Source organism: Rhodopirellula islandica, from assembly GCF_001027925.1.
GTDB classification, from domain to species: Bacteria; Planctomycetota; Planctomycetia; order Pirellulales; family Pirellulaceae; genus Rhodopirellula; species Rhodopirellula islandica.
The window spans coordinates 320,832-345,019 of the sequence record NZ_LECT01000031.1 but is presented as its reverse complement, the minus strand read 5'-3'; the positions used below and the strand labels follow the sequence as shown (position 1 = coordinate 345,019).

The following is a 24,188-nucleotide window of genomic DNA, read 5'->3' as shown; positions in this document are numbered from 1 at the left end:
GCTCCTTTTTGAGAAAGGAAGCCTGAATGCGCAAAAACTGTGCCAAGATTATCGCAGCTGAAGACTCAATCTAAAGTAAGTGCCATTCGGCGGAAGCCCCGAGACGGATGTCACGCGTCGGGTTACCCCGCCAGGTCCACTCGTTCTTGCGGCACTCACGAGATGCGGCGTTGGGAGGCCGAGGTGAACTCGGTTGGGGGCCAAAAACGACCTGGCGACGGTTGGCTGGATTGATCGGACGTTAGGTGGTGAGACCGTCCTTCGGGGCGTAGAATCTGGGCCCATTGATCCGACCTGTCTCCCCGCTATCCCCGGTGCGATTTCATCATGACATCTGGTTCTGACCCTGCCTCGTCCCCTTCCCTGACCGTCGATGAAGCCTTGGCTGCGATTGATCAAGCTTGCCAAGAAAAGAAATTGACCGCGGGGGCGGTGGAAAACATTCGAGCTTGGTTGACTGAAGATCGGTACCGCGACTATCGCGATCAAACGTTGCAGCACATTGCCGACGGGAAATGGCAAAAACTGGACGATGTGTTTTGGACGGTCATCCCGTTCGGGACCGGCGGTCGCCGCGGACGGATGTACGAGATCGGTTCCAACGCGATCAATGACCGCACGATCGGCGAGAGTGCACAGGGGTTGGCGGATTACGTCGTCGAGTATCACGGCGGTGCCAAGGAATTGTCTTGTGCGATCGCTTATGACACGCGGCATAAATCTCGTCACTTCACGGAACTGTGTGCCGGCATCATGGTCGCGGCCGGGATCAAGGTTTATTTGCTGGATGATTACCGCGCGACGCCGCAGTTGTCCTTCGCCGTGCGACACTTGCACTGCGATTGCGGGATCATGGTGACGGCCAGCCACAACCCGCCGAGCGACAATGCGGTGAAGGTTTACTGGTCCACTGGCGGCCAGGTTCTGCCACCACACGACAAAGCGATCATCGATCGCGTGATGAGTTGCCAGGAAATTCGTGCGACTCCGTTTGCGGAAGCGATGGCCGATGGTCGCATCGAAGTCGTGACGGAACAAATCGACGCTGCTTTCTTGGACGCTGCTTCGCAGTGTGGCTTTGAGGGGCCACGGGACGTCAAAGTGCTTTACTCGCCACTGCACGGTGTCGGCGAAGAGGCCGTGATCCCGCTGATGAAGCGAGACGGTTTCACGCAAGTCGATGTGTACGAAGGCCACCGCGAAAAGAGTGGTGACTTCCCGAATGTTCCCGGACACGTTTCGAACCCTGAAAACCCGGCTGTCTTCGAGGCTCCGATCAAGACGGCGCGGCCTGGCGGATACGACCTGGTTCTGGCAACGGACCCCGACTGCGACCGCTTGGGTGTGGCGGCCCCGCTGACGACCGATTCCAGTGGTGAATGGGGGACCTTCACCGGAAACCAAATCGCGGCTTTGTTGGCCGACTATGTGCTGGAGCAGACCGCCAAAGCAGGCAAGCTGACGGATCGCTCTTACGTCATCAAAACGTTGGTGACGACCGAGTTGGTTCGCCGGATCGCGGAGTCCCACGGGGCACGCTGCGTTGGCGATTTGTTGGTCGGATACAAATACATTGCTGAGGCGATGGATCGCGAAGGCCCCGAAGATTTTGTCTACGGATGCGAGGAATCGCACGGCTACCTTGTCGGTACCTACGCTCGTGACAAAGACGGCGCGGTCGCTTGCATGTTGATGGGCGAGTTGGCGGCGAAGTTGAAAGCCGAGGGCAAGTCGATGCACGAGTGCATGGCGGACTTGTACCGCAAGCACGGCATGCACCGCGAAAATCTGATCAACGTCTTCATGGAAGGCAGCGAAGGGATGGCCGCGATGCAAAGCTTGATGAAAGCTTTCCGTGCCGAACCGCCAAAATCGCTGGGCGGAATCGCAGTGGCTCAAGTACGAGACTACGGCAGTGCAACCACTTTGAACGTTGCTGATGGTTCCACTTCGCCGCTGGAAGGGCCCAGTGGAAACTTGGTGATCATGGATTTGGAAATGGACGGCAACTACGTCGCTGTTCGGCCCAGCGGCACCGAGCCCAAAGTCAAGTTTTATGTTTTCACTCGCTTGGAAGCCGCCGAGTCGCAGGACTTGGATGCGGCAGATGTGAAGTTGTCTGATCGAATGCGTGCCATCGAAGAAGACGTCCGCGACTTTGCCCGATTGCACTCTTGATTCACAGCGTCGGTTTGCATCCTGCGTATGCTTTCAGCCCGCTCAGCGATTGAGCGAGTGGAGGATCAAGCCCGCCAGGATGCGGGCGGCGTCCGCGGTGTTGTAACCGGGACACTGGACCGAGTTTTGTGACTCCAGTGCGCAGCTGAGATCGAGCGGGGAGTAGTACACCGCCGCTTGGTCGTCGACTTGCAGTAGGTCAACGATCGGTGTCGATCGCACGCGGCTGATTTTGAGGGTTTGGTTTTTCTGACGTTCGCCCGTTTGATTCGGGCGACGAATCGTGACGTCGCTGAGGTCATAGCCGCCAAAGCGAGTCGTCCACGCGGGATGCTCTTTTTCCATGGACTCGAACGATTCGCTGGGGAACAGTTCGGCGAGTTGAGTGCGGATGGAGTTCCCAAAGGCTTCGCTGCCGCAGATGGGGCTGGCGATGATGATGCCGCCTCGCGAGGCAAACGCTCGCAGGGCATCGCGTTCAGAAGGTTTCAGTTGGACCGCCGTTTGTCCGTGCAGATACAGCACCCCGACGCGGGCCAGTGACTCTTCGGTCAACTCGATTGGATCGTTCACGGCGATGACTTCGATCGCCAACTTTTCGCGAATCAGGGTCGCGGCGTTGGGGAGTGCTCGCAGGACTTGTTTCTCTCCAGCTCCGAGGGCACCAACGGCGATCGGGATGGCTCCGCGTGTCGGCGGGGGTGCGGTCGATCCATCGACAATCGACGCCGCGTCCAGTTTGTTTTTGAGTTCCCGGCCGGTGGCGTAAGCGATGATGTTTTCGCCGATCGAGATTCCGGCTTCGATCTGCGGGCGAATTGCCGCGGGCATGTCGGCGTTGCGAAGCAAGGGGCCGCTGTGTTGCCATCGGCATGACAGGCTGCGAGGTGAATAGAACACCGGTGTTCGGCAACACGCTCCGACTCCGTAGACCCAGTAGTCTTGGCCGATCGCAGCGGGATCAACTGGGCGTTCGGCGAACCAAACCGGATGGGACGGAGGCAATCGCTCCAGCTGGCTGCCGGGGAACCAACGTTGGCTGAGGTCGACCACGCTGTCTTGAAACCCTTTTGCGTCGCCGCAGCCATCGCCCCCGATCGCGTCAAACAGAATCGTGCCACCTTGGTCGATGTACTGTTTCAGATTTGCGATCAGTTCGTTGCTGAACTGAAGTCTTTGCGATCCTCGAATGACGATCACGGGAACTTGCAGAAGATCGGCAACCGTTGCGCCTTCGGCTTGGATGGTTTGCCAGGTCAGTTCTTGCGACCAATCGCGTTCGACGTGACGGACCAATTGCTTGAGCGAAGTTGAAAACGGAAGGGACGCGTTGTTGTTCGCGTCCAAGGTTCGAAGCGAGGGATGATCCAGTTGCCCAACGACGACCTGTCGTTTGCCTTTTGAGAGAAACAGCAAGGCAAACGAAGTGGCGACGTCGCGTTTGCTTTCGGCGGGGCCCGATCCGTTCCAGAATCCGCGGAAGGCATCTTGCAGGCCGATCAGGTGTTCGGCTCCCTCGCGATACCAATCGTGCCCGCCGATCAGACGGCGACCGGACAAGCGTCCGACTCGTTCGATGGCGTACAGGTAGTAGAAATCGCTCGACAGCGTGCTGCCAGGGTTGGTTTCGACGGTGAAGATTTGTGAGAGGAACTGGAAGCCTTTTTCGATCCCGGGGTCGCCTGCTTCCTCGTCGCAGCACCGCAGGCTTTTTTGATCGTGGTCAAGCGTGCTCAACGCGTCTTGAGCGATCAGCAGCGATCCGATGCCGGCGCAGGTCATGCTGCCGGTCGGGTCATTGGATCGATACGGCCAACCACCGCGGCGAAATTGGAGGTTCCGCCAGTAGGCTTGGGCTCGCTGGAACACGGCCGGGTCGACTTCGACACCTCGGTTGACCGCCTCCCCGAGAGCCAGCAACGCGAACTGGCTGTTGGAGGGATCACCCTGACCTGCTTGGTCCCCGTAGTTCCAGGCTCCTGGATTCCTCGAGTTGGCTGCTTTTTGTTGGGCAGTCAACCAAGCAACATTGCGTCGGATTCGGGGGAGGTCTTCCAGGGCGCCAACGTGACAGAAAACCAGGGTCTGCAGGCTGACGGCGTAGGTTTGGGTGGGCTCGAATCGGCGGAGGTAGTGCAGGGCTCGGAGCATGTCCGGATCGTTGCGTGACACGCCGGCGTTGAGCCAAGCCAACGTGCAGAGTGACGACAGCCCGCAGGATTGGCCTGTGTATTCATCCCATCCTCCCCGGTCAGTTTGAGACTTGCGAAGGTATTCGACCCCACGATCGATGGCTCGTTGAACCGTGGGGGCATCGATGCGTCCTCGGTTGTCTTGTGCTGCACCGCGTTGGGGTGCAGTGGCAAGCAGAGTCAACGTGCAAAGCACAGCGATGATGGCACACCGATATCGCTTGCTTGCTGCAAGGCGTAAACTGCGTTGACTCCCGCACGCGATCGCTCGGTCGGATTGGTTTGGATCCAAGACACCGCGAATGTGACTCATGCGGAAGCAACCCGTGCGACTCGAAACAATGTGATTTGGACTGTGATTCATGGCTGATCCTTCGGTTCCGACCCCTCCACCGATGAACCCCACGGCAGGCAATGCCGCGTCCAGTGCGAGTTCGGGTGATGCGTCCAAGCCCCGCAATTTGGCAGACGTGTTGCGAGAGTTCTCGGAACACCAAAAGAAGATGCGGGATGAGCTGGCAAAGGTCATTGTGGGCCAAACCGACACGATCGAACAGTTGCTAGCAGCCATCTTTACCCGAGGTCACTGTTTACTCGAGGGTGTACCGGGGCTGGCGAAGACTTTGATGGTCAGCACGCTAGCGAATATTTTGGATGTTTCGTTTAAACGGGTTCAGTTCACGCCGGACTTGATGCCGTCGGACATCACCGGGACACAAGTGATGGAAGAGGACGAATCGGGGCGGCGAAGTTTCCGGTTTGTCGAAGGCCCAATCTTCGCGAATATTTTGCTGGCCGACGAGATCAACCGGACGCCGCCGAAGACGCAAGCCGCGTTGCTCGAGGCGATGCAAGAACGGCAGGTTTCGGTGGGGCGAGAGACCCACACGCTGCCGGACCCGTTTTTCACGATCGCGACGCAAAACCCGGTGGAGCAGGAAGGGACTTACCCGTTGCCGGAGGCACAGCTCGACCGATTCATGTTCAATATCAAAATCGATTACCCCTCGGCGGAAGAGGAAGAGAAGATTCTGACGGCGACGACGCGGGGCGAATCGGTGTCGGTCAACAAAATCCTTTCGGCGCGAGCGATCCTGAATTGCCAGAGATTGGTCAGCAGCATCGCCGCGGGGCCGCTGGTGATTCGTTACGCCGCTCAGTTGGTTCGAGCGACTCGGCCGACCGATGAATCGGCCCCCAAGTATGTACGGGAACTGGTCGATTGGGGGGCGGGCCCGCGAGCGGGACAGAACCTGATTGCGGGTGGCAAGGCCATCGCGGCAATGAACGGACGCTTCAGCGTGGAGCCCGGTGACATTCAAAAGATTGCTCTGCCCGTGTTGCGGCACCGCATCGCCACCAACTTCCAAGCTCAAGCCGAGGGGATGGACACGGATTCGGTGATTCAGCGTCTATTGACTGACATCCCTGTACCGGAACCAGCTAAAATGGAACGTTCCAAGTGACAGATGTCGAGCCACCAAAGCGTCGGCAAAACAACTGCATCACTCCTGCCAGATGCCCACCCGACCCACGCAGCCCATGTCGTCTCGATTTCCAAACCGGTCCACCCGCCCCCGCATAAAAGGTGTCAGGTACCTTTTTGGTAGTTTAGGGTGTTTTAGTTCAGGGCTGACAAGTCAACAGAAAGGTGTCAGGTACCTTTTTTGCGGCAGACCGAAGTTCCCCAGGTTGCCAAAAAGGTACCTGACACCTTTTTTGTGGGGAGTGTTGGTGGCGGGGAGTTGTTGGGCGGATGACGAGTCGGGGAAACGGGAGTTCTTTGAGAATCGCATTCGGCCTTTGCTGAGCGAGCATTGCTATGAGTGTCACGGCGCGGATTTCGATGAGCGACAAGGGAGTTTGCGTGTTGATCATGGATCGTTTTTGCTGAGCGGTGGCGATTCGGGCCCGGCCATCGTTGCAGGTGAAGCGGATGCGAGTTTGCTGATCGAAGCGGTTCGTTTTGAATCGTATGAGATGCCACCGTCGGGCAAGCTGTCTGACGAGGACATTGGCGCGTTGGAACGATGGGTTTCGGAGGGGGCCTACTGGCCGGAAGAAGCTCTGCCCGAAGGGGCCGAGGGCGAAGCCAAGTCATTTGATTTGGACGACCGACGGGAAACGCATTGGGCTTGGCAGCCCGTCCAAGATCACACGGCACCCGAGGTCAGCGATTCGGCTTGGTCACGGGACACGATCGATCGTTTCATCTTGGCTGGTTTAGAAGACGCGGGGCTGTCCCCTGCTCAACCCGCGGATCGTGGCACGTTGGTGCGGCGTTTGACGTTCGCACTGACAGGATTGCCAGCCACGCCGGAAGAGGTCGTCAACTTCGAAGGTGATGGGCGTCCCGACGCGATGCAGCGTTTGTTGGATCGGCTGATCGCTTCACCCGAGTTTGGAAACCGTTGGGGACGTCATTGGTTGGACTTGGTTCGGTACGCTGAATCTCGTGGTCACGAGTTTGACGCGGACATCCCCAACGCGGACCGGTACCGCGACTACGTTGTTCGAGGGCTCAATGCGGATGTGCCGTATGACCAATGGGTCAGGGAGCACATCGCCGGGGATTTGATGACTCAGCCGCGGATGAGTTTTCATGACGGCGAAGGCGGCAGGCCGTTCAATGAATCGATCTTGGGGACTGGGTTTTGGCATTTGGGTGAGTGGGTTCATTCGCCGGTTGATATTCGCAAAGACGAATCGGACCGCATCGACAACATGATCGATGTGATGTCGAAAACCTTCCAAGGAGTCACGGTTGCCTGCGCTCGGTGTCACGATCACAAGTTCGATGCGATTTCGACCGCCGATTACTACTCGCTGACTGGGTTTCTGCAGAGCAGCGATTACGCGGAGATTCGATTCGATTCGATCGAGCACAATCGTCAGGTTGCGAAGCAAATTCGGGAGCTGGATGAGAGCTATCGCGAAAAATTTGAGGCGATTTTTGAGGAGCTTTACGACGCGGTGGAGCGGTCGGGCCAAAGCATCGCTTGGCCTGATTCGGTCGTGCACGCCTTCGATCAGCTTGATGCAGGCGACTATCGCCAAAACGGATTCATCTTTGGTGCGAAGCCGATGCGATCTGGGGAGCCGGAGTTGATGGAGCCCGCTGCTTCGGAACCAGCGGCCGACAAGTTGGTCTCGTTGGCTCGGAACGCCGCGGCCAAGAACGATGTTTCATGGAACGGATTGGAATCCGTTCGTTCCAATGCAACCAACGCACGAGGCAAATTGAGAGCTTATCCTCGGGCCGGTCGAACGCTTCGTTTGCCAACGTTTGCTTTGACAGAGCCGATGGTTTCTATCCGAGTCCGTGGATCAGGAAACATCTTTGCTTGCGTGGATTCTCATCGATTGGTCGAGGGGCCGTTGCATGGCGAAACGATCGTTCAGTTCAAGGAAGTGGATGGCTGGGTTCAGTTGAATCTGGGCAGGTACGTTGGGCATCGACTGCATTTGGAGCTGACTCCTGCGGAAGATCAAAGCCTTGAAATTCTTTGTGTGGCTCAGTCGTCCAAGGCCGATGTGGCGGAGACTCGAAAGCAGATTCAGGGCCAGTTGGACGAGCAGGCGAAACGCATCGAGAAGTTGGAAACGCAACTCCGAGCACGCGTGGCGGCGGATGCAGGGCTTCGTTCGGAGGTCGCCGCTTGGCAAACGGAATGGTTCGAAGCGCGTCAGCAGTTGGTGGCTCAGATACAGAAGCGATCGCGTGTGGCGATCGGAATGATTGACGGGAGCGGGGAAGACGCAGCGATCTTGATTCGCGGCAATTCGTCCAGCGAAGGCGACATCGAGCCGCGACATTTCCTGACCGCGATCACGGGCGGCGAACGCCTTGGCGATGAACAAGGAAGCGGGCGTTTGGAATTGGCCGACGAGATCAATGACCCGCACAACCCACTGACCTCTCGGGTGATCACGAACCGGTTGTGGCATCATTTGATGGGACGCGGCATCGTGCCGACGACGGATGACTTTGGCGTTTTGGGGATGCGGCCCACCCACCCGGAATTGCTCGATCACTTGGCCACGGACTTTGATCGTCACGGTCGGCATTTGAAATGGATGATCCGGCGAATCGCTTTGACAAGCACTTATCAGATGTCAATGCAGGGAGCATCGGATGAGATCTCGGCGTTGGCATCCACGGTCGATCCGAAGAACGAACGGCTGCATCAACGGAACCTGCAACGGCTCGAGGGCGAAGTCCTTCGTGACAGCTTGCTTGCGATTTCGGGACAGCTGGACCGATCTTCGGAAGGCGGTTCTGTGCCGATTCATTTGACCTCGTTCATGAAGGGGCGAGGTCGTCCAGCGAAGAGTGGTCCGATGGATGGTGACCGGCGACGCTCGATTTACGTTGCGGTTCGTCGTAATTTCCTGTCGCCGATGATGAGCGTGTTTGACACGCCGACTCCATTCAGCACGATGGGCCGTCGCAACGCGTCCAATGTTCCAGCTCAAGCCTTGGTGATGCTGAACGATCCCTTTGTGCGAGAGCAGGCTCACTTGTTTGCCGAGCGTGCAATGCGGGAGGTGCCTCGCGAGCCGGGATCCGGGATGGGCGAGTCACCTCGTTTGTCTGGGGAGACAACGGTGGACCGCCGAATCGATTGGATGATCTGGAATGCGTTGGGACGCCCTGCGAAACCGTCTGAGTTGCAATCCATTCGTCAGTACCTGACGGCCTGGGGGCAGGCCTCGGGGGCAACCATGGAAGATGTTTCGTTGTGGGCCAATGTGGCTCATGCCATCGTCAACACCAAAGAATTTGTGTTTGTGCCATGAGTGGTTTTTCAACTTTGGGTCGTCAGGCCATCAGTCGTCGGCAGATGTTGGCTCAGACCTCGATGGGGTTCGGTGGCGTGGCTTTGGCGGCGCTCATGAACGAAGCCGCTGCGGAGCATGCCGGCCATGGGGTGCATCATCCAGCCAGGGCCAAGCACGTCATCTTCCTTTACATGGATGGGGGGCCGTCGCAGATCGACACGTTCGATCCCAAGCCCTTGCTGACCAAGATGGACGGGCGTGATCCGGGCGATTTGTTTCGCGTCGAGCCGACCCAGTTCAACAACAACGGAAAGGTTCTGGGCAGCCCTTGGAAGTTCAAACAGCACGGTGAGAGCGGGATTCCGGTCAGCAGTTTGTTCCCGCATGTCGCGGAATGCGTCGACGAATTGGCGGTGGTTCGTTCGATGGTCTCGGAGTTTTCCGAGCACACGTTTGCGAACTACTTTTTGCACACGGGAAGTGGTTTGCAGGGACGACCAAGCATGGGGGCCTGGGTCAATTACGGCCTGGGATCGGAATGCGACAACCTGCCTGGTTTCGTGGCACTCAACGGAGGCCTGATTCCTCCTGGCGGTCTGGATTGTTTTGGCAGCGGGTTCTTGCCGGCGACTTATCAGGGATCGGTCTTCCAGCCACATGGCACCGCGGTCGCGAACATCCAGTCCCCGGAGCCGGACATTGGACGCCAACGAGCGCATTTGGATCTGATTGGCGAGTTGGATTCCGAAGCGATGCGTCATGGGCTTCGGCATGACGCGATCGAATCTGCGATTTCAAATTATGAGTTGGCGTTTCAAATGCAGGCCGCGGTCCCGGATTTGATGTCCATCGAGGACGAACCGGAGCACATTCGCAAATTGTACGGGTTGGATGCGGAGTACAAACCCACGCAGACTTATGCCGCGGAATGCTTGATCGCCCGGCGTCTGATCGAACGGGGCGTGCGGTTCATCGAGCTGACTTGCCCGAATGTCGGTGCCGATCGTTGGGACCAACACAGCAACCTGAAAAAAGGGCACGAGAACAACGCCCTGGCGGTGGATCAACCGATTGCGGGATTGCTGAAGGATCTCCGGCAACGAGGTTTGTTGGATGAGACGTTGGTCGTTTGGGCTGGGGAATTTGGGCGAACGCCGTTTGCGCAAGGTGCCAATGGCCGCGATCACAACCCCTTTGGGTTCTCCATTTGGATGGCGGGAGGCGGGATTCAGCCGGGGATGACTTACGGGGCGACCGATGAATTCGGTTACAAAGCAGTGGAAAACCGAACGGAAATTCACGATCTGCACGCCACCATGTTGCATTTGATGGGCGTCGATCACACGCGATCCACGTTCCGGTTTGGCGGTCGCGACATGCGATTGACCGATGTGAAGGGACACGTGATCGAGGCCGTCTTGCAGGGGTAGTGGGGCCGAACTAGCTCCGACGCTCTTGCGGTGACTTCCAGTCGAGCGTTAGTGTTTGGGCGAAGGCCAGATGCTTTACAATTTGCATTGCCTTTCTTTTCTCCTCTTTTCTGCTGTCGCACTCCGCAATCTGTGTCTGATCCTTTGGATGATGCCGAGACACCCTCTGGCCCGAACGCTTCGGTTCAATCAGGTCAGTCGCTTGATGCTGCGCCGAAATGGTCCGATCAACTGCAGGAACGATTTGCGGTGACGCTGCAGCCGGACTTGGCGTCCTGGTTTGACGACGAGGTGTGGCGGTCTCCCGGAAATGGCGAATTCGTCGTGGCCGTTTCGCCGGAAACGTTGCTCAAGTCCGTTCCTGATCCGGTCTGGCCGCCCTTGATGCCTCCCAATTTTCTGCCTTTGGTGGGAAGTCATGCGGGGGATTGGCTCTGCTTGCGACTGTCTGACGGGGAAAACGCGGCGGGGGGAGCTGCTTACGATTTGTGTCATTGGTACCACGGTGGCGGCGATTGGCTGCCCTGGGGGAACTCTCTGGCCGAGGCCTTGTTGTTCGATCAGATTTTGCCGTTTTTGCCTGCCAGCGATCATCGGCACGCGATTCCTTCGCCGATGGACAACGCTCGTTCGGTTCAGCCGGGAACGAATGCTTGGCAGGATTGGATGACACGGTGGTTGCCGGAGGGGGTGCGTCCGATCGCCCAGGAGCAACGCTGGCAGTCCGAAGGCACGGGCTGGATCGACGATTTGTTGAACGCGGGTGTGTGCGGTGTTGCGATCGGTTGCCAGTTGGTGATCGACGAGTTGAGCAACGAATTGACGCGGCACTTGATGCCGGCTGATGCCAACCGAATGGGTCTCGCCTGGAATGACATCATGCGGTGGGGGTTTGATTTACGGACGTTGCCCGTGGAGATCGCCAATCGGTTGCAAGACGAAGGGGCCGTTCAGCCGGGCGCGATGGACCCAGCCCAACAGAATTGGTCGCGGATCGAGAGCCTTTGTGAACGCACTCACGCGTTGGCACCGGAGTTGGCTTGGGCGGCCGAGTTGCTGGGGTATTGCCGCATGCAACGCGAGGATTTCAGTGGCGCGGCGGTGGCGTTTTGGGCGTCGATGCGGTGCAGTGTGTTCACTGACCAGAGCGTCCGGTTGCGGACTCACTGGGCAACGTCGGGAGCCGAAGGGATGGCCAAGTTTGGTGCCTATTGGATGTCTCACGAGAGCAAGTTGCGGCCCGAGTCAGGGGACACATCGATCGATCAGTCCAAGGCCAAACCACCTGCCAATGCTGTGCCCGCGTCGGTTTCTATGTCCGAGTACCTCGACTGCTTGCAGAACCGGGAGGGTGGTTCGGTGCGGAGTCGTTTGACCACCTTCTTTCTGGAGCGTGCGGACCAGAACACTGCTAGCGGTCAGCATGCCGAAGCGGTTCGATGTCTGTACGCGGCGGGTTGGGATTTGGGGACAGAACCGATGACGTTGTACGCCGATTTGCTGGGGCGATTGGTCAATCTCACTCAGGTTGCCGGGTGGACATCCCATGAAATTCTGGCTCGGATGCATCGTGATTGCTTCCGAAAGCGTTACGGCACTTGATTCATCCAGCGGCTCACGTCTCGCCGCTCACGAAAGTATCGCTGTCCAGTTAAGATGGGGGCGGCGTCCAACGCATGCGAAGGCGATGTTGACGTGCCGGCTCGCAATAGCCCCCAGCGAATTGGAGCTGCTTGACTCGCCTTTCTTTCCAAATCGATCCAACTTTCCGAACCGATTCATGAGCCAGCCCAACACGGACCAACCTTCCGCCACCAGCGACGCCAAGGATGATGTTCAGAAGAATATCGTTTGGCACACGCAGACCGTTTCTCGCGAAGACCGGGAATCGAAGTTGGGGCAACGAGGGGTGGTGGTTTGGTTCACTGGGCTGAGCGGATGTGGGAAGAGCACGATCGCGAATGAGTTGGATCGATTGTTGATTCAGCGTGGCGCGACCTGCACGCTGTTGGATGGCGACAATGTGCGTCATGGTTTGTGTGCGCCTCCTGCGGTTTTGAAAAGCGAGCATGGCGAGGAATTCGCGGATCGATTTGGGTTGGGATTCGGTCCGACGGATCGGGAAGAAAACATTCGCCGAATCGGAGCGGTGACGGAACTGTTCGCGTCCGCGGGCGTGATCACGTTGGCTGCCTTTGTCAGTCCCTACCAACGGGATCGAGATCGGGTGCGGAAGACGATTGAGAGCAGCGGTCGGGCTGGTGATTTCTTGGAAGTCTTCGTCGACACGCCGCTAGACGTTTGTAAACAGCGAGATCCCAAGGGGCTGTATCAGAAAGCCATGGCTGGCGAGATCAAGAATTTCACGGGGATCAGCGATCCTTACGATGTGCCTCCCTCGCCCGAGATCCACCTGAAATGGCAGGCAGACCAGACGCCGCATGATCAGGCGTCTCAGATCATCGCTGAAATGGAGCGGCGCGGCGTCCTGCAGTCCACGGAGGGGTGAATTTCGATGCCGAATCGAACCATTCTCGGGGTGAATGCATACCGACTTGATTCTCGATTGGGTGGTGATGCATTAGACTGCGTCCGCACGTGAATCCACTCGGCACCCTCTTTCGGCAATCGCCTCACGGTTTGATCCCAGTCATGCTCGGCCCCGTTTTTCAACGAGAAGCCTCCGTCGTTCCCAAGCGACCGGCAACCTATGTCACTCGCAGTGTCTATTTGATGGCACTGTTTTTGTTGCTGTGCACGGGTTATTTGGTGCTGGACGGTTCGCGTTCTCTGGCAGCCAACGCGGACGCGGCCAAGTTTGGCGGCTGGATGTTTCGTTTGCTCGCTCCGCTTCAGTTGGTGATCTTGTCGGCTTTGGCGGCGGTGGGAGCAGCCAGCAGCGTGGCTCAGGAAAAGGATCGCCGAACGCTGATCCTGATGCTGATGACTCGATTGTCTGGCTTCGAAATCGTGGGGGGAAAAGCGGCTGCCACATTGCTGTCGCCTTTCGCCTTGTGCGTCATTTCGCTGCCTTTGTTTCTGACGTTGCCGTTGTTGGGCGGGGTCGCACCAGGGCAAGTCTTTGCCGTTTTTGCGGTCACGATTGTCAGTGTGGTCGTGTCCGCCGCGGTTGGAGTGGTGGTCGCGTTGTGGCGCGAGAAAACGTTTCAGTCGATCGCGTTGACGGTCTTGGTGTTGTTGCTGTTGGTTGCGGCGGGGGAAATCGCGGCGTCGATAAGCGGGGACGACTCGAGATGGGCCATCGCCATCAGTGCCCCACGAGCGTTGTTGGCAGCAACGAACGCGGACGCTGGATGGGGAGCTTTTCTGAGCGACGGCGGTGGGCTGTTTGTGTTCGTCGGAAGTGTGTTGTCGGCAGTGATCTTGGCGATCGGAATCGCGAAGGTTCGCGTTTGGAACCCTTCGCGGGAAGTTCGTTTGAAGGCACCGGATCCAGAGACCAGCGAAGAGTTTGCCAGCGAAGCCTTTCAGCGTGATCGCGAGAAAGACCCCACGTCCTGGAAAGTCCGTCAGCCACGCCCGGTTTGGGACAATCCGATCCTTTGGCGAGAGATCCGAACCTGGGCCTATGGTCGCAAGATCATCCTCATTCGGGCGGTCTTTGTCTTGATCTTTGCAATCATTGCGACAGCGATCTATTTGCAGGTGGAAAGCGGCGTCGCGATGGAGCCCGCCGGTCGCATCGGACGTGCTTTGCCAGCGGTCACCATTCCAATGGCAGCTTTGGGCGTGATCAGCTTGGTGCTGGTCAACGCGTTGGCCGTCAACGCGGTGACTGGCGAGCGTGATGGGCTGGCACTGGATCTGTTGCTGGTCACGGACCTTCGTCCCAGCGAGTTTGTGTTTGGCAAATTGTGGGGAGTCATGTACGCGGCCAAGGAGATGATCATCTTGCCGATGTTGTTGACGATCTACTTGGGGCTGTCCGGTGTGATGACGCTCGAGAACATGGTCTACGCGTTGGTGGGCGGTTTCGCTTTGGTGGTGTTTGTGGCCATGCTGGGAATTCACTCGGGGCTGAACTATGTTTCGGGCCGAACGGCGACGCTGGCCAGTCTCGGAACAGTGTTCTTTCTGTGTGTCGGCATCGCGATTTGCATGACGATCATGGTGAGTTTTCGCGGGGCGTTTCAGCTTCAGTTGGCACCGTTCTTGGTGATGATCCTGGGGGGTGGGCTGGCCCTGTTCGCGGCTCTGGGGTGGCGGAATCCATCGTCCGCGATCTTTGCCGCATCGTTCGCGTTGCCGTTGATCACCTTTTATGCGATCACGCAGTTTCTGCTGCAGACCGATCACCTGTGGGTCGTGTTCAGCTTGTTGGCTGGTTATGGGTTCACGACCGCGGCGATGATGATTCCAGCTCTGAGCGAATTTGATGTCTCCTTGGAACCGGACCGCGGGAACGAGACCACGCGGACGACGGGTGATCCCCCCGAGGCGTTGCCGGGGTCCACGAATTGAACGAGCTGGTGTCGAAGTGGCCCTTTTTGGCTGCGATGCTCATTCTCATTGTGGCCAGCGGACTGTTCAGTGGCAGTGAAGCGGCGCTCTTCTCGCTGAAGGAACGCGACCGCAAGCGGATTGGGCGGAATGGGGCTTCGGGTCGAGTGGTGACTCATTTGCTTTCCCAGCCGGATCGATTGCTGGCAGCGATTCTGTTTTGGAATCTGCTGATCAACATGACGTACTTCACCTTGGTTGCGATCGTCTCCGCGGACCTGTCGCGGCCGGGGGTTTTCACGTTGGTCTGTTTGCTCACGATCATCTTTTTCAGTGAGATGTTGCCCAAGAGTTTTGCGGTGATGACGCCAGCTCGCATTGCCCTGTCAGTGGGCGTGCCGATGACGATTGCGGTGGGCATTGTGTCGCCGATTTTGCCGTTTGTGAAATGGGCCAACGAGGCGGCGGGCCGTTTGCTGTGGCCATCCTTTGAACCAGAGCCCGAGATAGAGCTGACGGACATCGAACGCGCGATTGAGTTGGGGACCGATGACGCAACGCTGCTTCGGCGGGAACGTTTGGCGCTGCGTTCCTTGGTGATGATGGCGGAAATTCAAGCCGATGAGATGATGCGTCCACGCAGCAAACTGATGATTGTTTCGCCACCTTTGGAGACCTCGTTGTTGGGTGAAGGTTCGCCCCCGGGAGGCTATCTGATGGTGGCGGATCCAGAGGACACTTCGGGGCAAACGATTCTTGGTTCGATCGCAGTGCGGTTGCTGCGGCCACAGCAGATCGATGATTTGCCTTCTGCAGTGGAGCAGGTGTTGCACGTCCCGTGGTCCGCCAAAATAGCGCAGGTTTACGACCAGTTGGACGAGCAGGGAATCAGTGTGGCGGTCGTTGTCAATGAATTCGGCGAGGTTGTCGGAGCGCTCACCGTCGATGACATCTTGCGAGGTGTGCTGGCCAGCACGGATCAGTTGGACGCAGCGGAAGACCAAATCAAACGCTTGGGTGGCAATCACTTTCGGATGCCAGGTTCGACGAGCCTGCGAGCGCTCGCGAAAACGTTGGGGATTGATCTGCCGGAGGAACGCACCGCGACGGTTGGCGGGCACATCCAACGTCACAACGAACGTGTGCCACGGGCTGGCGATGTGGCTCCGTTGGCGGAGTTTGAATTGGTGGTCACGGAGGAGGACGAAGACGGGATTTGGATCGAAGCTTGGTTGGGTCCCGAATCGGAGCGACCTTCCTCATGATGATGGCAATGGGAATCTTTTTGATCGGGTTGGCACTGTCGGCCTTCTTCAGTGGAAGCGAGACCGGGCTGTATCGTGTTTCGCGAACACGGTTGGTGCTGGATGGACTGAGTGGTTCCTTCGCGGGTCGCGGGCTGGTGTGGATGATCAATCATCCTGCGATCTTCGTGGCCACGACGCTGGTGGGGAACAACTTGGCCAATTACTTGACCAGTTTGGCGATCGTGATGTTCGTCGGGACGTTGGTTGGTGGCGGGGAAGCGATTGAATTGGCGGCCACGGTGATGATGACGCCCGTTGTGTTTGTGTTTGGGGAGTTGCTTCCCAAGCATCTGTTTTATCAGGCGCCGTATCGATTGCTTCGAGGCACGCGGTGGTTGTTGTTGTTGGCAACGATCGTGTTCGCGCCAATCTCGCTGCTGTTGAGTTTGCTGGGGACTGCGCTTCAGAAATTGACGGGCGAAACACCGTTTCGATTGCGGCTCTCGATGGCTCGCGGTGACTTGGACCAGGTGTTGCAAGCGGGCCAGGACGCCGGGATTCTCGCTGCGGGTCAACGGAATTTGGCTCAGAACGTGTTTGATGTTGGCAACGGTTCCGCGGTTCAGTTCGGTGTGCGGCCGGAGCGTTTGGCGGTGGTGGATTCCCCGGTGGATTTGGAACTTGCTCGTCGTCAGGCTCGCCGGCAGAATCACCCGATCATCTTGGTGCGTCGGAAAGGGCGGATCATCGGCTTTTATCGCTACGCGGACTTGGTGCACCAGGATCAGGTTCCCACGCCGCTGCCAATCGTTCGCGGTTCCTTGACGGACCGGCACTTGGGGTTGCTGCTGCGTTTGTACGACGCTCACAGCGACGTCGCGGTGCTGTACGAACCAAGTGGCAAGATTGGCAGCGTGGTGACCCGGCGGCAATTGTTGCAGCCGCTGCTGGTCTGATTCGCAACCGATGCGGTTCGCGTGACCCGCCGAGAACAGTCTCGGCCGTTTGTCCGCCGCGAGCGGTGAGAGAAGAAGCGGATGGGGTGGGATTCGAACCCACGGTAAGGTCTCCCCTACGCTAGTTTTCAAGACTAGAGCCTTCGACCACTCGGCCACCCATCCGGCGAGGCGGATTTTAGCAGGCCGCCGCGACTTCGCCCAGACGAGGTTGAGCGTCTTCGCTGGTTCCCAGGCTCCGCCTGCGCACCCGATGAATGACAGGCTCTGCCTGGCGAGTGGTGGGGTGGCGAGGCGGGAACCTCGGGGCAGTGCGTTCCCAGGCGGGAGCCTGGGGACGAGGGATGAGGGCTTTTCGGCTGGTTCCCAGGCTCTGCCTGGGCACCCGATGATTGGCAGGCTCTGCCTGGCGAGTGGCGGGGTGGCGAGGCGGGAGCCTCGGGGGCAGTGCGTTCCCAGGCGGGAGCCTGGGGACGAGGGATGAGGGCTTTTCGGCTGGTTCCCAGGCTCTGCCTGGGCACCCGATGAATGGCAGGCTCTGCCTGGCGAGTGGTGGGGTGGCGAGGCGGGAGCCTCGGGGGCAGTGCGTTCCCAGGCGGGAGCCTGGGGACGAGGGATGAGGGCTTTTTGGCTGGTTCCCAGGCTCTGCCTGGGCACCCGATGAATGGCAGGCTCCTGCCTGGCGAGTGGTGGGGTGGCGAGGCGGGAGCCTCGAGGGCAGTGCGTTCCCAGGCAGAGCCTGGGGACGAGGGGCGAATGAACTCATTGGAAAGCAGCGACGACGCCTCGGTTGAGTCTCGGCTCCGATCCGCGAAATCGACCGGTGAGGGGAAATGCGTGGAATTTTCGGATTGGGGTGAAGAGAGGGCGGGCAGTGGGCCGATAAGAGTGGTGGGGGTGGAGACATTGCGCGATGACCGAGGGGTCGATCGTGAAACACATGGCTCGCCAAATGACATTCTTATTCGCGTCCGCTTGGACTCGCATCACCACGGTGTGCGTGTGCCTGAGCGTTTCGCTGCTGAGTGGCTGCACGCTGGTTCCGGAAACGCGCCAGCGAGACACACTGCACAATCCGTTTCCGCAAATGAAGCGGGTGGCGGTGCTGCCGTTCTACAACCAAAGCCACCAACCCAACGTGGATGGTGACGAGGTTGCTCGTTCGTACTACGCGGCTTTGCAAGCGATTCCCGGTTTTGAAGTGTTGCCGGTGGGCGTCACCTCGACGCAGTACCGTGCCTATTCGATGCAGTACGGCGAACCTCGTGTGGGAGCGGATTTCCAACGATTGGCCCAGATGATGGACGTCGAAGCGATTGTGGTTGGATCGATCACGGACTTCGACGCGTATTACCCACCGCGAATGGGAATGACCGTCCATTGGTACGCTGCCAACGAAGGGTTTCACGCGATCCCGCCCGGCTACGGTTTGCCTTGGGGAACGGAAGGCGAAGAAAAGATTCCAGCTCGGATTGTGCGGGAAGCGGAATTCGAACTGGCTCGCAGCCAACTGAAAACGCAAACGCCCCAGCGGATCTCGGAAGCTTCACCGGTTGAGCAGACGACGGAGTCAGACGCTTCGGCTGAGCCAGAATTTGCGAATTCCAACCCACTGAGAAAGGGCGTGGATCCGTTCGGCGAGGACAATTTGTCAAAAGACCCCGAATCAGCCGGAGTGATTCGCTTGGTCGATCATCACTCGTACCAGGCCGAAGTGGCTGAGCATCAGGTGGTCAGTCCCAACCTGGCACCATCGATCAACGACGGAAACGTTGTTTGGGAAGAGGACTTGGACTGGGAAGGCGATGGAATCGTGGATGGCAGTGCCATGAATCTCAGCGTCATGGATCCCAATGGAATGATGTTCGAAGAGTCGTGCGGTTCCGAAGGCTTTGCGAGCGTTGCTCCACTGCCACCGGCTTGGCCTGATCCGACCGATTTGATTCCGGATCCGCCCGCCATGACGCCACCTCCGATGATCGCCCAGCATGACCCGGTGCTCTCACACACTCGGTTGTATCGCGGGGATGATCCGTACTTCACGCAGCGTTTGGAAGACTACGTTGAGACGGGGGATGACGCACGCGGGATGGCTTGGCAGGGTTATGTCAAACGTAGCGATGATTTCATTCGTTTCTGTTGTCACTTGCATATCGTCGAAATGTTGGAGTCCCGGGGCGGTCGGGACCAAAGCGACCTCATTCTGCGCTGGCCCGTGAGCCGATACTGAGCAGCATCGCGGGAAACTCCGCCAACGGAAGTTTCTCCGGACCCGCGACATTCGCACTCAGGACGATCAAACGATGGAAAAGGAAGTCAACGTGTTGGCCTTGGTCAAAGGCGAAGAACGTTTCATCTTCTTGTTCGACGACGAGAACCGTGACGAGACCCTGCGCCAGTTGGCGCGGTTTGCTGCCCACCCCGAGCTGGACTTTTCGTGGTACGACGCGGCAATGTTGTCTCGCAAAATTCGCGAAACCGTTGTGGTGGACGACGAAGTGTCGGCCAGTGCCGAGTTCGATTCGCTTTCCATCGATGACTTTGTTTGATTCTTTCCGTCAGCAGTGAGCCTCGGTTTTGCGCACGGCAATCACTCGATTTCTGCAGCACATGGCGACCGAACGCAACGCGTCAGATTTGACGATCAAAGCGTACCGGGAAGACTTGTTCGCCTTCGCGGAATGGATCGGTCAGTCAGACATCGGTCGGGTCCAGCTGGACTCGCTGACACCGCAGCAGTTGCGGAAATTTCAGGCAGCGCTTCAGCAGGCGGGTTACGCTCGCAGCACGATCTCTCGAAAACTGGCTTCGCTGCGAAGTTTCTTCAAGTTCGCGATGCGGGAAGGGCTGGCGAGCAGCAACCCGGCCAAGCCGCTGCGGAATCCACGCAGCAATCGGAAGCTTCCGCATGTCTTGACCAGTGACGAGGTGGGGCGATTGTTGGTCGCACCACCGGCAATCAGCGAAGCGGGACTTCGCGACCGAGCGATCCTGGAGACGATGTATTCGTCAGGCCTGCGGGTCAGCGAATTGGTGGGGCTGCGCGATGGTGACTTGGATTTCTCGCAAGGGATCACGCGGGTTCGCGGGAAAGGTCGCAAGGAACGCATCAGCCCGTTGGGATCTTTCGCGATCAAGGCGATCCAGGCTTATGCCGGTCGTCGCAGTCGATCGCCGGAGTCGGAGAAGCTGGGCCGATCAGCGCCGGTGTTCGTCAATCGGTTTGGCAACATCCTGACCACTCGCAGCGTGGGGCGGATGCTGGAGAAATACATCGCCAAGGCGGAGTTGGATGCCCGAACCAGTCCTCACACGTTGCGTCATTCGTTCGCGACTCATTTGCTTGATCGCGGCGCGGACATTCGCAGTGTCCAAGAACTACTTGGCCACAAGTCGCTGACGACCACGCAGATCTACACGCATGTCAGCGCGACGAATCTGCGGCAGGTCTATGAGAAGGCTCACCCTCGCTCGGCATAACGGTTCGTTCGCGAACGCTCGCATTGGAGTTGTTCGCGACGTCTCGCTCCAGTCCGGATCAGTCGCACTCGAGTGCCAGGATTTTGTTGAGGCGACGTTGGTGACGTTCTTCGGGCGTGTAGTTGGCCTTCAGGAACGATGAGATGATCTCGTAGGCCAGTTCGCTGCCGATGATCCGGCCGCCGATGCACAGCACGTTCATGTCGTCGTGCTCCACGCCCTGGTGAGCGGAATAGGTGTCGTGGCAGATGGCGGCCCGGATACCAGTGATCTTGTTGGCGGCGACGCTGACGCCGACACCACTGCCACAAATCAGGAGGCCGCGGTCGGCTTCTCCGCTGTTGATTCGCTCCGCGACTTCGACGGCGAAATCGGGGTAGTCACAGGAGGTCTCGTCATCGGTCCCGCAGTCGATCAGGCTGGCGACCTGCGATCCAAAACGCTCGACAACGAGTTGTTTCAGAGCGAAACCGGCATGGTCGCCACCAACAGCCAGGCGAATGGGCGAGACGGATTCCGCATTTTGCGACATAGGACCAGACACCGACGAAAGAACGAGCCAAAAAAGAGAAGTCTTGAAGACGCCACAAGATAGTCATTCGGCGGCGATTCGTAACCGGGGCTTGGGGGCGAGGTGGTTGAGGCAGGTCGGTTCGTTCAAGGTGCTCGTCCACACAGAATGGACCCCGACGTGTGAACGAGGAACCAGACCACATCCCCACGACGGCCCCTCCGGGGCGACCATTTGTTTTTTTGACATCCATCTCGGGGCTTCCGCCCCGAGCTAAGGACGACGGCCCCGTCCGGGGCGATGTCGGCAGTCGAGCACGACAGATGGGCTGCCAAGCCCGGCGAAATCGCAACCCGACGCCGTGAGCGAGGGACTATATCGACATCCCCACGACGGTCCCGGACGGGGCCGTCGTGGGGAACGTCGCCTAGCTAAATCAGGTCGTCGTCGTCCTCGTCTTCGCGATCGGGGTGCAGTGGGTCGTCGGCGTCGAAGAAGAGGTCTGCGAGCCCCAAGGGGACGGCGTCGCCGCCGAGGGTGCGTTTGCGGCGTTCTGCGAGGGATTCCAAGTCAACGGCTTCGTCGCCCAGGCATTTCTCCAGGGCTTCTTGCCAGGCGGCATCGTGGGCGACCGGGTGCGATGGGTTTTGTTTCATCCGCTTGATCGCGAATCGCAGCAGGTTGATGCCGTCTCGCGGAGAGAAATCCAGTTTCAGCTCGTGGGACCGCTGCAAGAAATCGACGGTCAATGCGAGCATTTCTGGCTCGGCGAACGGCAGGTGGTACTGCAGGATCGCCATCTCGTCTTGCTTGTTAGGGAACCCTACCTGCAGCGTTGGTTGCAGCCGACTGAGGATGTAGTCGGGAATCTCAAATGTCGACTCGTCCTGATTCATCGTCACGGCCGAACGGAATTCGTCGGAGGCGGGGATCGTGATTCCCGCAACGATTGATTCGACATAGCGGCGACTATCAAAAAGCGGTGCCAGCGAGGCCCATGACTTTTCGTTCATGCGGTTGCCTTCGTCCAGAATGCAAACGCCGCCCGTGATCATGGCGGTGACCAGTGGCGATGCGTGGTAGGCGATCTCGCCACCGCGGCTGAGCACGGGGGTGATCAGCAAATCCTCGGGGCGTGTGTCCGCGGTGCACTGGTAGATGTACAGGGGCAGCCCCTGGCGTTTGGTGGCGGCAATCGCCAGCTGAGTCTTGCCGACCCCTGGGGAACCGATCAAGCGAGGGGTGAGCGGGAGATCCGATTCGTCCACCGTCAACCAGCACGCCAGCAACTGCATCAGCAGTTCGTGCTGGCCAATCCAGTCACTGGCCGCCTCATAGGGATGAGCCAGTTTGAGTTCGACGCCGCCAATTTGAACGACCTCCGGTTCGCGTGCGAAGCGATCGGAGGCGGATGGTTGCGAAGGGCGGTTTTCGGATGGATTCGGCGAAGGCGAATTCATGGGGTGTCCGTCAGGAGGCTTCGGTTTCAGATTTTTGTCCCGTCAAGTCTGAAGCATCGACGGGGCTTTCGCCACGCCCCATCGCATCCTGCTCGTCGCGAACGGCTTCCAAGATGGGATCGATGTAGTTGTGCAGCGGATGGTCGCTGAAGTGATCGATTCGAAACCGCCTCAGGCCACGCAAGAACCCGTGCCAGCGGTCCCGTCGTTTTCGGATCATCCCCAAGTGACCGATCCGCCCGTTTCGATTGATATACACTTCCGTGCCGCAGTGCCGATAACCCATCCAAGCGGGTGGGACGCGGGTCACAACGTCGTTGTTATTGACGTAGCGATAGTGGGGCAACTGAACGAAATTGATATATCGTTTGTCACCGACACGGGGACTCCCGTAGGTGAACAACCCTCGTGGTACCGATTGGATGTGGGACAGATAACATCGCCCCGCACAGATGGTTGCCATGGCACCACCCAGCGAATGGCCGCAGAACCAAACCGGTTGCTCATTGCCGACCAACGCAGTCTCGAGCATCGGCCACAGGTCGTCGACCTCGGTTTTGAACCCGCGGTGAACTTTGCCAGCTGTTTCAGCCAAGACCGAGGCGGCGTTTGCGTCCGCTCGAATGTCGTTCCATTCGTTCGGTTCGGTGCCGCGACAGGCAATCACGCAATCTTGATCGTTGCGAAAGCGGTATGCCTGCGAACCGTCGTGATCAAAGAACGTGACATCGGGGAAGCCGATCATCGCCGCTGCGACAGTGGCTTCACGCCGATCGTTGTAAGCGACCATCGCAAGCTCAGCGAAGAGCAGTGACTTTTGGAGAAACGTCATGTCCTCGATTGCCCCTTTGACGTCGCTGTGGACGACCACCGGGACTTCGTTGGGATCCTGGACAACGCCAGCGATAGGCTTCAGTTCCAGTGCATCAGATGGTTCGCTCATCTGAGAAACTCCATTTCGAATGAAAAGATCAGCGTCCTCATTGTGCCACATGGATTCGCCCAGCGGGATAGGCTTTCAAATGGCAACCAGCTCAGATCGGATGATTTCACATTGCGCTGACAATCGTGGGCCCGCCATCCGGCGCGAGAGCGAAATCGAATCGACGACGCTGTCGCGGACTTGATTCCACCGAGTGTCCCATTCGCTTCGTTTTCAGCACACGGGTTGAGAAAACCCTAAGCAGTTACGCAGGTGTCATCGGGCAAGTGAGCCGTTTGGCGTTCGCCACGGTTCCCACGCAAAACCGGGGCTGACGCTGGGCTACGAAATATTTGGTGTGACGGAACGCATTCGTTTACGCAAGTTTTCATCCCGGTAGGGATTTCAGATGGTAGCCGTCGGTAAGCGATCGCGCCACCGACGGACCTGTAGCCCACGCCGCCACTCTCCATCCCGCCGTGGCCGATGGCCACGGCGGGATGGAGAGTGTTTTTGGGGACGCTCGGTTTCCGGGGGTACGCTGCTACGCAGCAACCCCCGGCTACCAT

Annotated in this window: 16 protein-coding genes and 1 tRNA gene; 12 read left to right on the top strand and 5 right to left on the bottom strand. The window is 58.5% G+C overall.

Annotated elements, in window-relative coordinates:
• Positions 1 to 327: 327 nt before the first annotated feature.
• Positions 328 to 2,178: a phospho-sugar mutase gene (locus RISK_RS17500; RefSeq protein ID WP_047815575.1), complete on the top strand. Its 1,851-nt coding sequence runs from the start codon at positions 328 to 330 to the stop codon at positions 2,176 to 2,178.
• Between the two features lie 42 nt (positions 2,179 to 2,220).
• Here RISK_RS17500 and RISK_RS17495 read toward each other — a convergent pair whose 3' ends face one another.
• Positions 2,221 to 4,821, bottom strand: a complete 2,601-nt coding sequence (locus RISK_RS17495; RefSeq protein ID WP_047815631.1) for a DUF4159 domain-containing protein — start codon at positions 4,819 to 4,821, stop codon at positions 2,221 to 2,223.
• On the opposite strand from RISK_RS17495, the gene RISK_RS17490 reads away from it, so the two are divergent.
• The 8 genes from RISK_RS17490 to RISK_RS17455 all read left to right on the top strand — a co-directional run bounded on the left by RISK_RS17490 (position 4,733) and on the right by RISK_RS17455 (position 17,246).
• On the top strand, positions 4,733 to 5,836 hold the full coding sequence (locus RISK_RS17490) for an AAA family ATPase (RefSeq protein ID WP_390173945.1): 1,104 nt from the start codon (positions 4,733 to 4,735) through the stop codon (positions 5,834 to 5,836). The genes RISK_RS17495 and RISK_RS17490 overlap by 89 nt on opposite strands.
• 226 nt (positions 5,837 to 6,062) lie before the next feature.
• The gene (locus RISK_RS17485) at positions 6,063 to 9,170 is read left to right on the top strand and encodes a PSD1 and planctomycete cytochrome C domain-containing protein (RefSeq protein WP_236696402.1); all 3,108 of its coding nucleotides are present in this window, start codon (positions 6,063 to 6,065) and stop codon (positions 9,168 to 9,170) included.
• Between the two features lie 44 nt (positions 9,171 to 9,214).
• Complete coding sequence (locus RISK_RS17480) at positions 9,215 to 10,582, top strand: DUF1501 domain-containing protein (protein ID WP_047815629.1); 1,368 nt, start codon at positions 9,215 to 9,217, stop codon at positions 10,580 to 10,582.
• 132 nt (positions 10,583 to 10,714) lie between these two features.
• The gene (locus RISK_RS17475) at positions 10,715 to 12,184 is read left to right on the top strand and encodes an SMI1/KNR4 family protein (protein ID WP_047815573.1); all 1,470 of its coding nucleotides are present in this window, start codon (positions 10,715 to 10,717) and stop codon (positions 12,182 to 12,184) included.
• Positions 12,185 to 12,362: 178 nt separating this feature from the next.
• Positions 12,363 to 13,091 (top strand): adenylyl-sulfate kinase, encoded by a 729-nt coding sequence (cysC, locus tag RISK_RS17470; protein ID WP_083435020.1) that lies wholly within the window; start codon positions 12,363 to 12,365, stop codon positions 13,089 to 13,091.
• Positions 13,092 to 13,180: 89 nt separating this feature from the next.
• Entirely contained in the window at positions 13,181 to 15,064 is a 1,884-nt protein-coding gene (locus RISK_RS17465) for an ABC-2 transporter permease (protein ID WP_047815572.1), read from the top strand.
• Between the two features lie 35 nt (positions 15,065 to 15,099).
• Positions 15,100 to 16,308, top strand: coding sequence for a CNNM domain-containing protein (locus RISK_RS17460; protein WP_047815627.1), 1,209 nt, complete (start codon positions 15,100 to 15,102; stop codon positions 16,306 to 16,308).
• Entirely contained in the window at positions 16,305 to 17,246 is a 942-nt protein-coding gene (locus RISK_RS17455) for a CNNM domain-containing protein (RefSeq protein WP_047815571.1), read from the top strand. Before RISK_RS17460 ends, RISK_RS17455 begins: the two co-directional genes overlap by 4 nt.
• A gap of 78 nt (positions 17,247 to 17,324) precedes the next feature.
• On the opposite strand, the gene RISK_RS17450 is transcribed toward RISK_RS17455, so the two are convergent.
• Positions 17,325 to 17,411: transfer RNA gene (locus RISK_RS17450), tRNA-Ser, on the bottom strand.
• Positions 17,412 to 18,159: 748 nt separating this feature from the next.
• Here RISK_RS17450 and RISK_RS17445 point away from each other — a divergent pair.
• From RISK_RS17445 to xerC, 3 genes are all read left to right on the top strand, one after another.
• Complete coding sequence (locus RISK_RS17445; RefSeq protein ID WP_047815570.1) at positions 18,160 to 19,476, top strand: hypothetical protein; 1,317 nt, start codon at positions 18,160 to 18,162, stop codon at positions 19,474 to 19,476.
• A 73-nt stretch (positions 19,477 to 19,549) separates the two neighbouring features.
• Positions 19,550 to 19,795 (top strand): hypothetical protein, encoded by a 246-nt coding sequence (locus RISK_RS17440; protein WP_047815569.1) that lies wholly within the window; start codon positions 19,550 to 19,552, stop codon positions 19,793 to 19,795.
• A 28-nt stretch (positions 19,796 to 19,823) separates the two neighbouring features.
• A complete protein-coding gene (gene xerC, locus RISK_RS17435) occupies positions 19,824 to 20,726 on the top strand; it encodes a tyrosine recombinase XerC (protein ID WP_047815568.1) in 903 nt (300 codons plus the stop codon).
• A 58-nt stretch (positions 20,727 to 20,784) separates the two neighbouring features.
• On the opposite strand, the gene rpiB is transcribed toward xerC, so the two are convergent.
• From rpiB to RISK_RS17420, 3 genes are all read right to left on the bottom strand, one after another.
• Positions 20,785 to 21,258: a ribose 5-phosphate isomerase B gene (gene rpiB / locus RISK_RS17430; RefSeq protein ID WP_047815567.1), complete on the bottom strand. Its 474-nt coding sequence runs from the start codon at positions 21,256 to 21,258 to the stop codon at positions 20,785 to 20,787.
• Positions 21,259 to 21,668: 410 nt separating this feature from the next.
• Positions 21,669 to 22,697, bottom strand: coding sequence for an AAA family ATPase (locus tag RISK_RS17425; protein WP_047815566.1), 1,029 nt, complete (start codon positions 22,695 to 22,697; stop codon positions 21,669 to 21,671).
• A gap of 10 nt (positions 22,698 to 22,707) precedes the next feature.
• The gene (locus RISK_RS17420) at positions 22,708 to 23,691 is read right to left on the bottom strand and encodes a lipase family protein (protein WP_047815565.1); all 984 of its coding nucleotides are present in this window, start codon (positions 23,689 to 23,691) and stop codon (positions 22,708 to 22,710) included.
• Between the last annotated feature and the right edge of the window lie 497 nt (positions 23,692 to 24,188).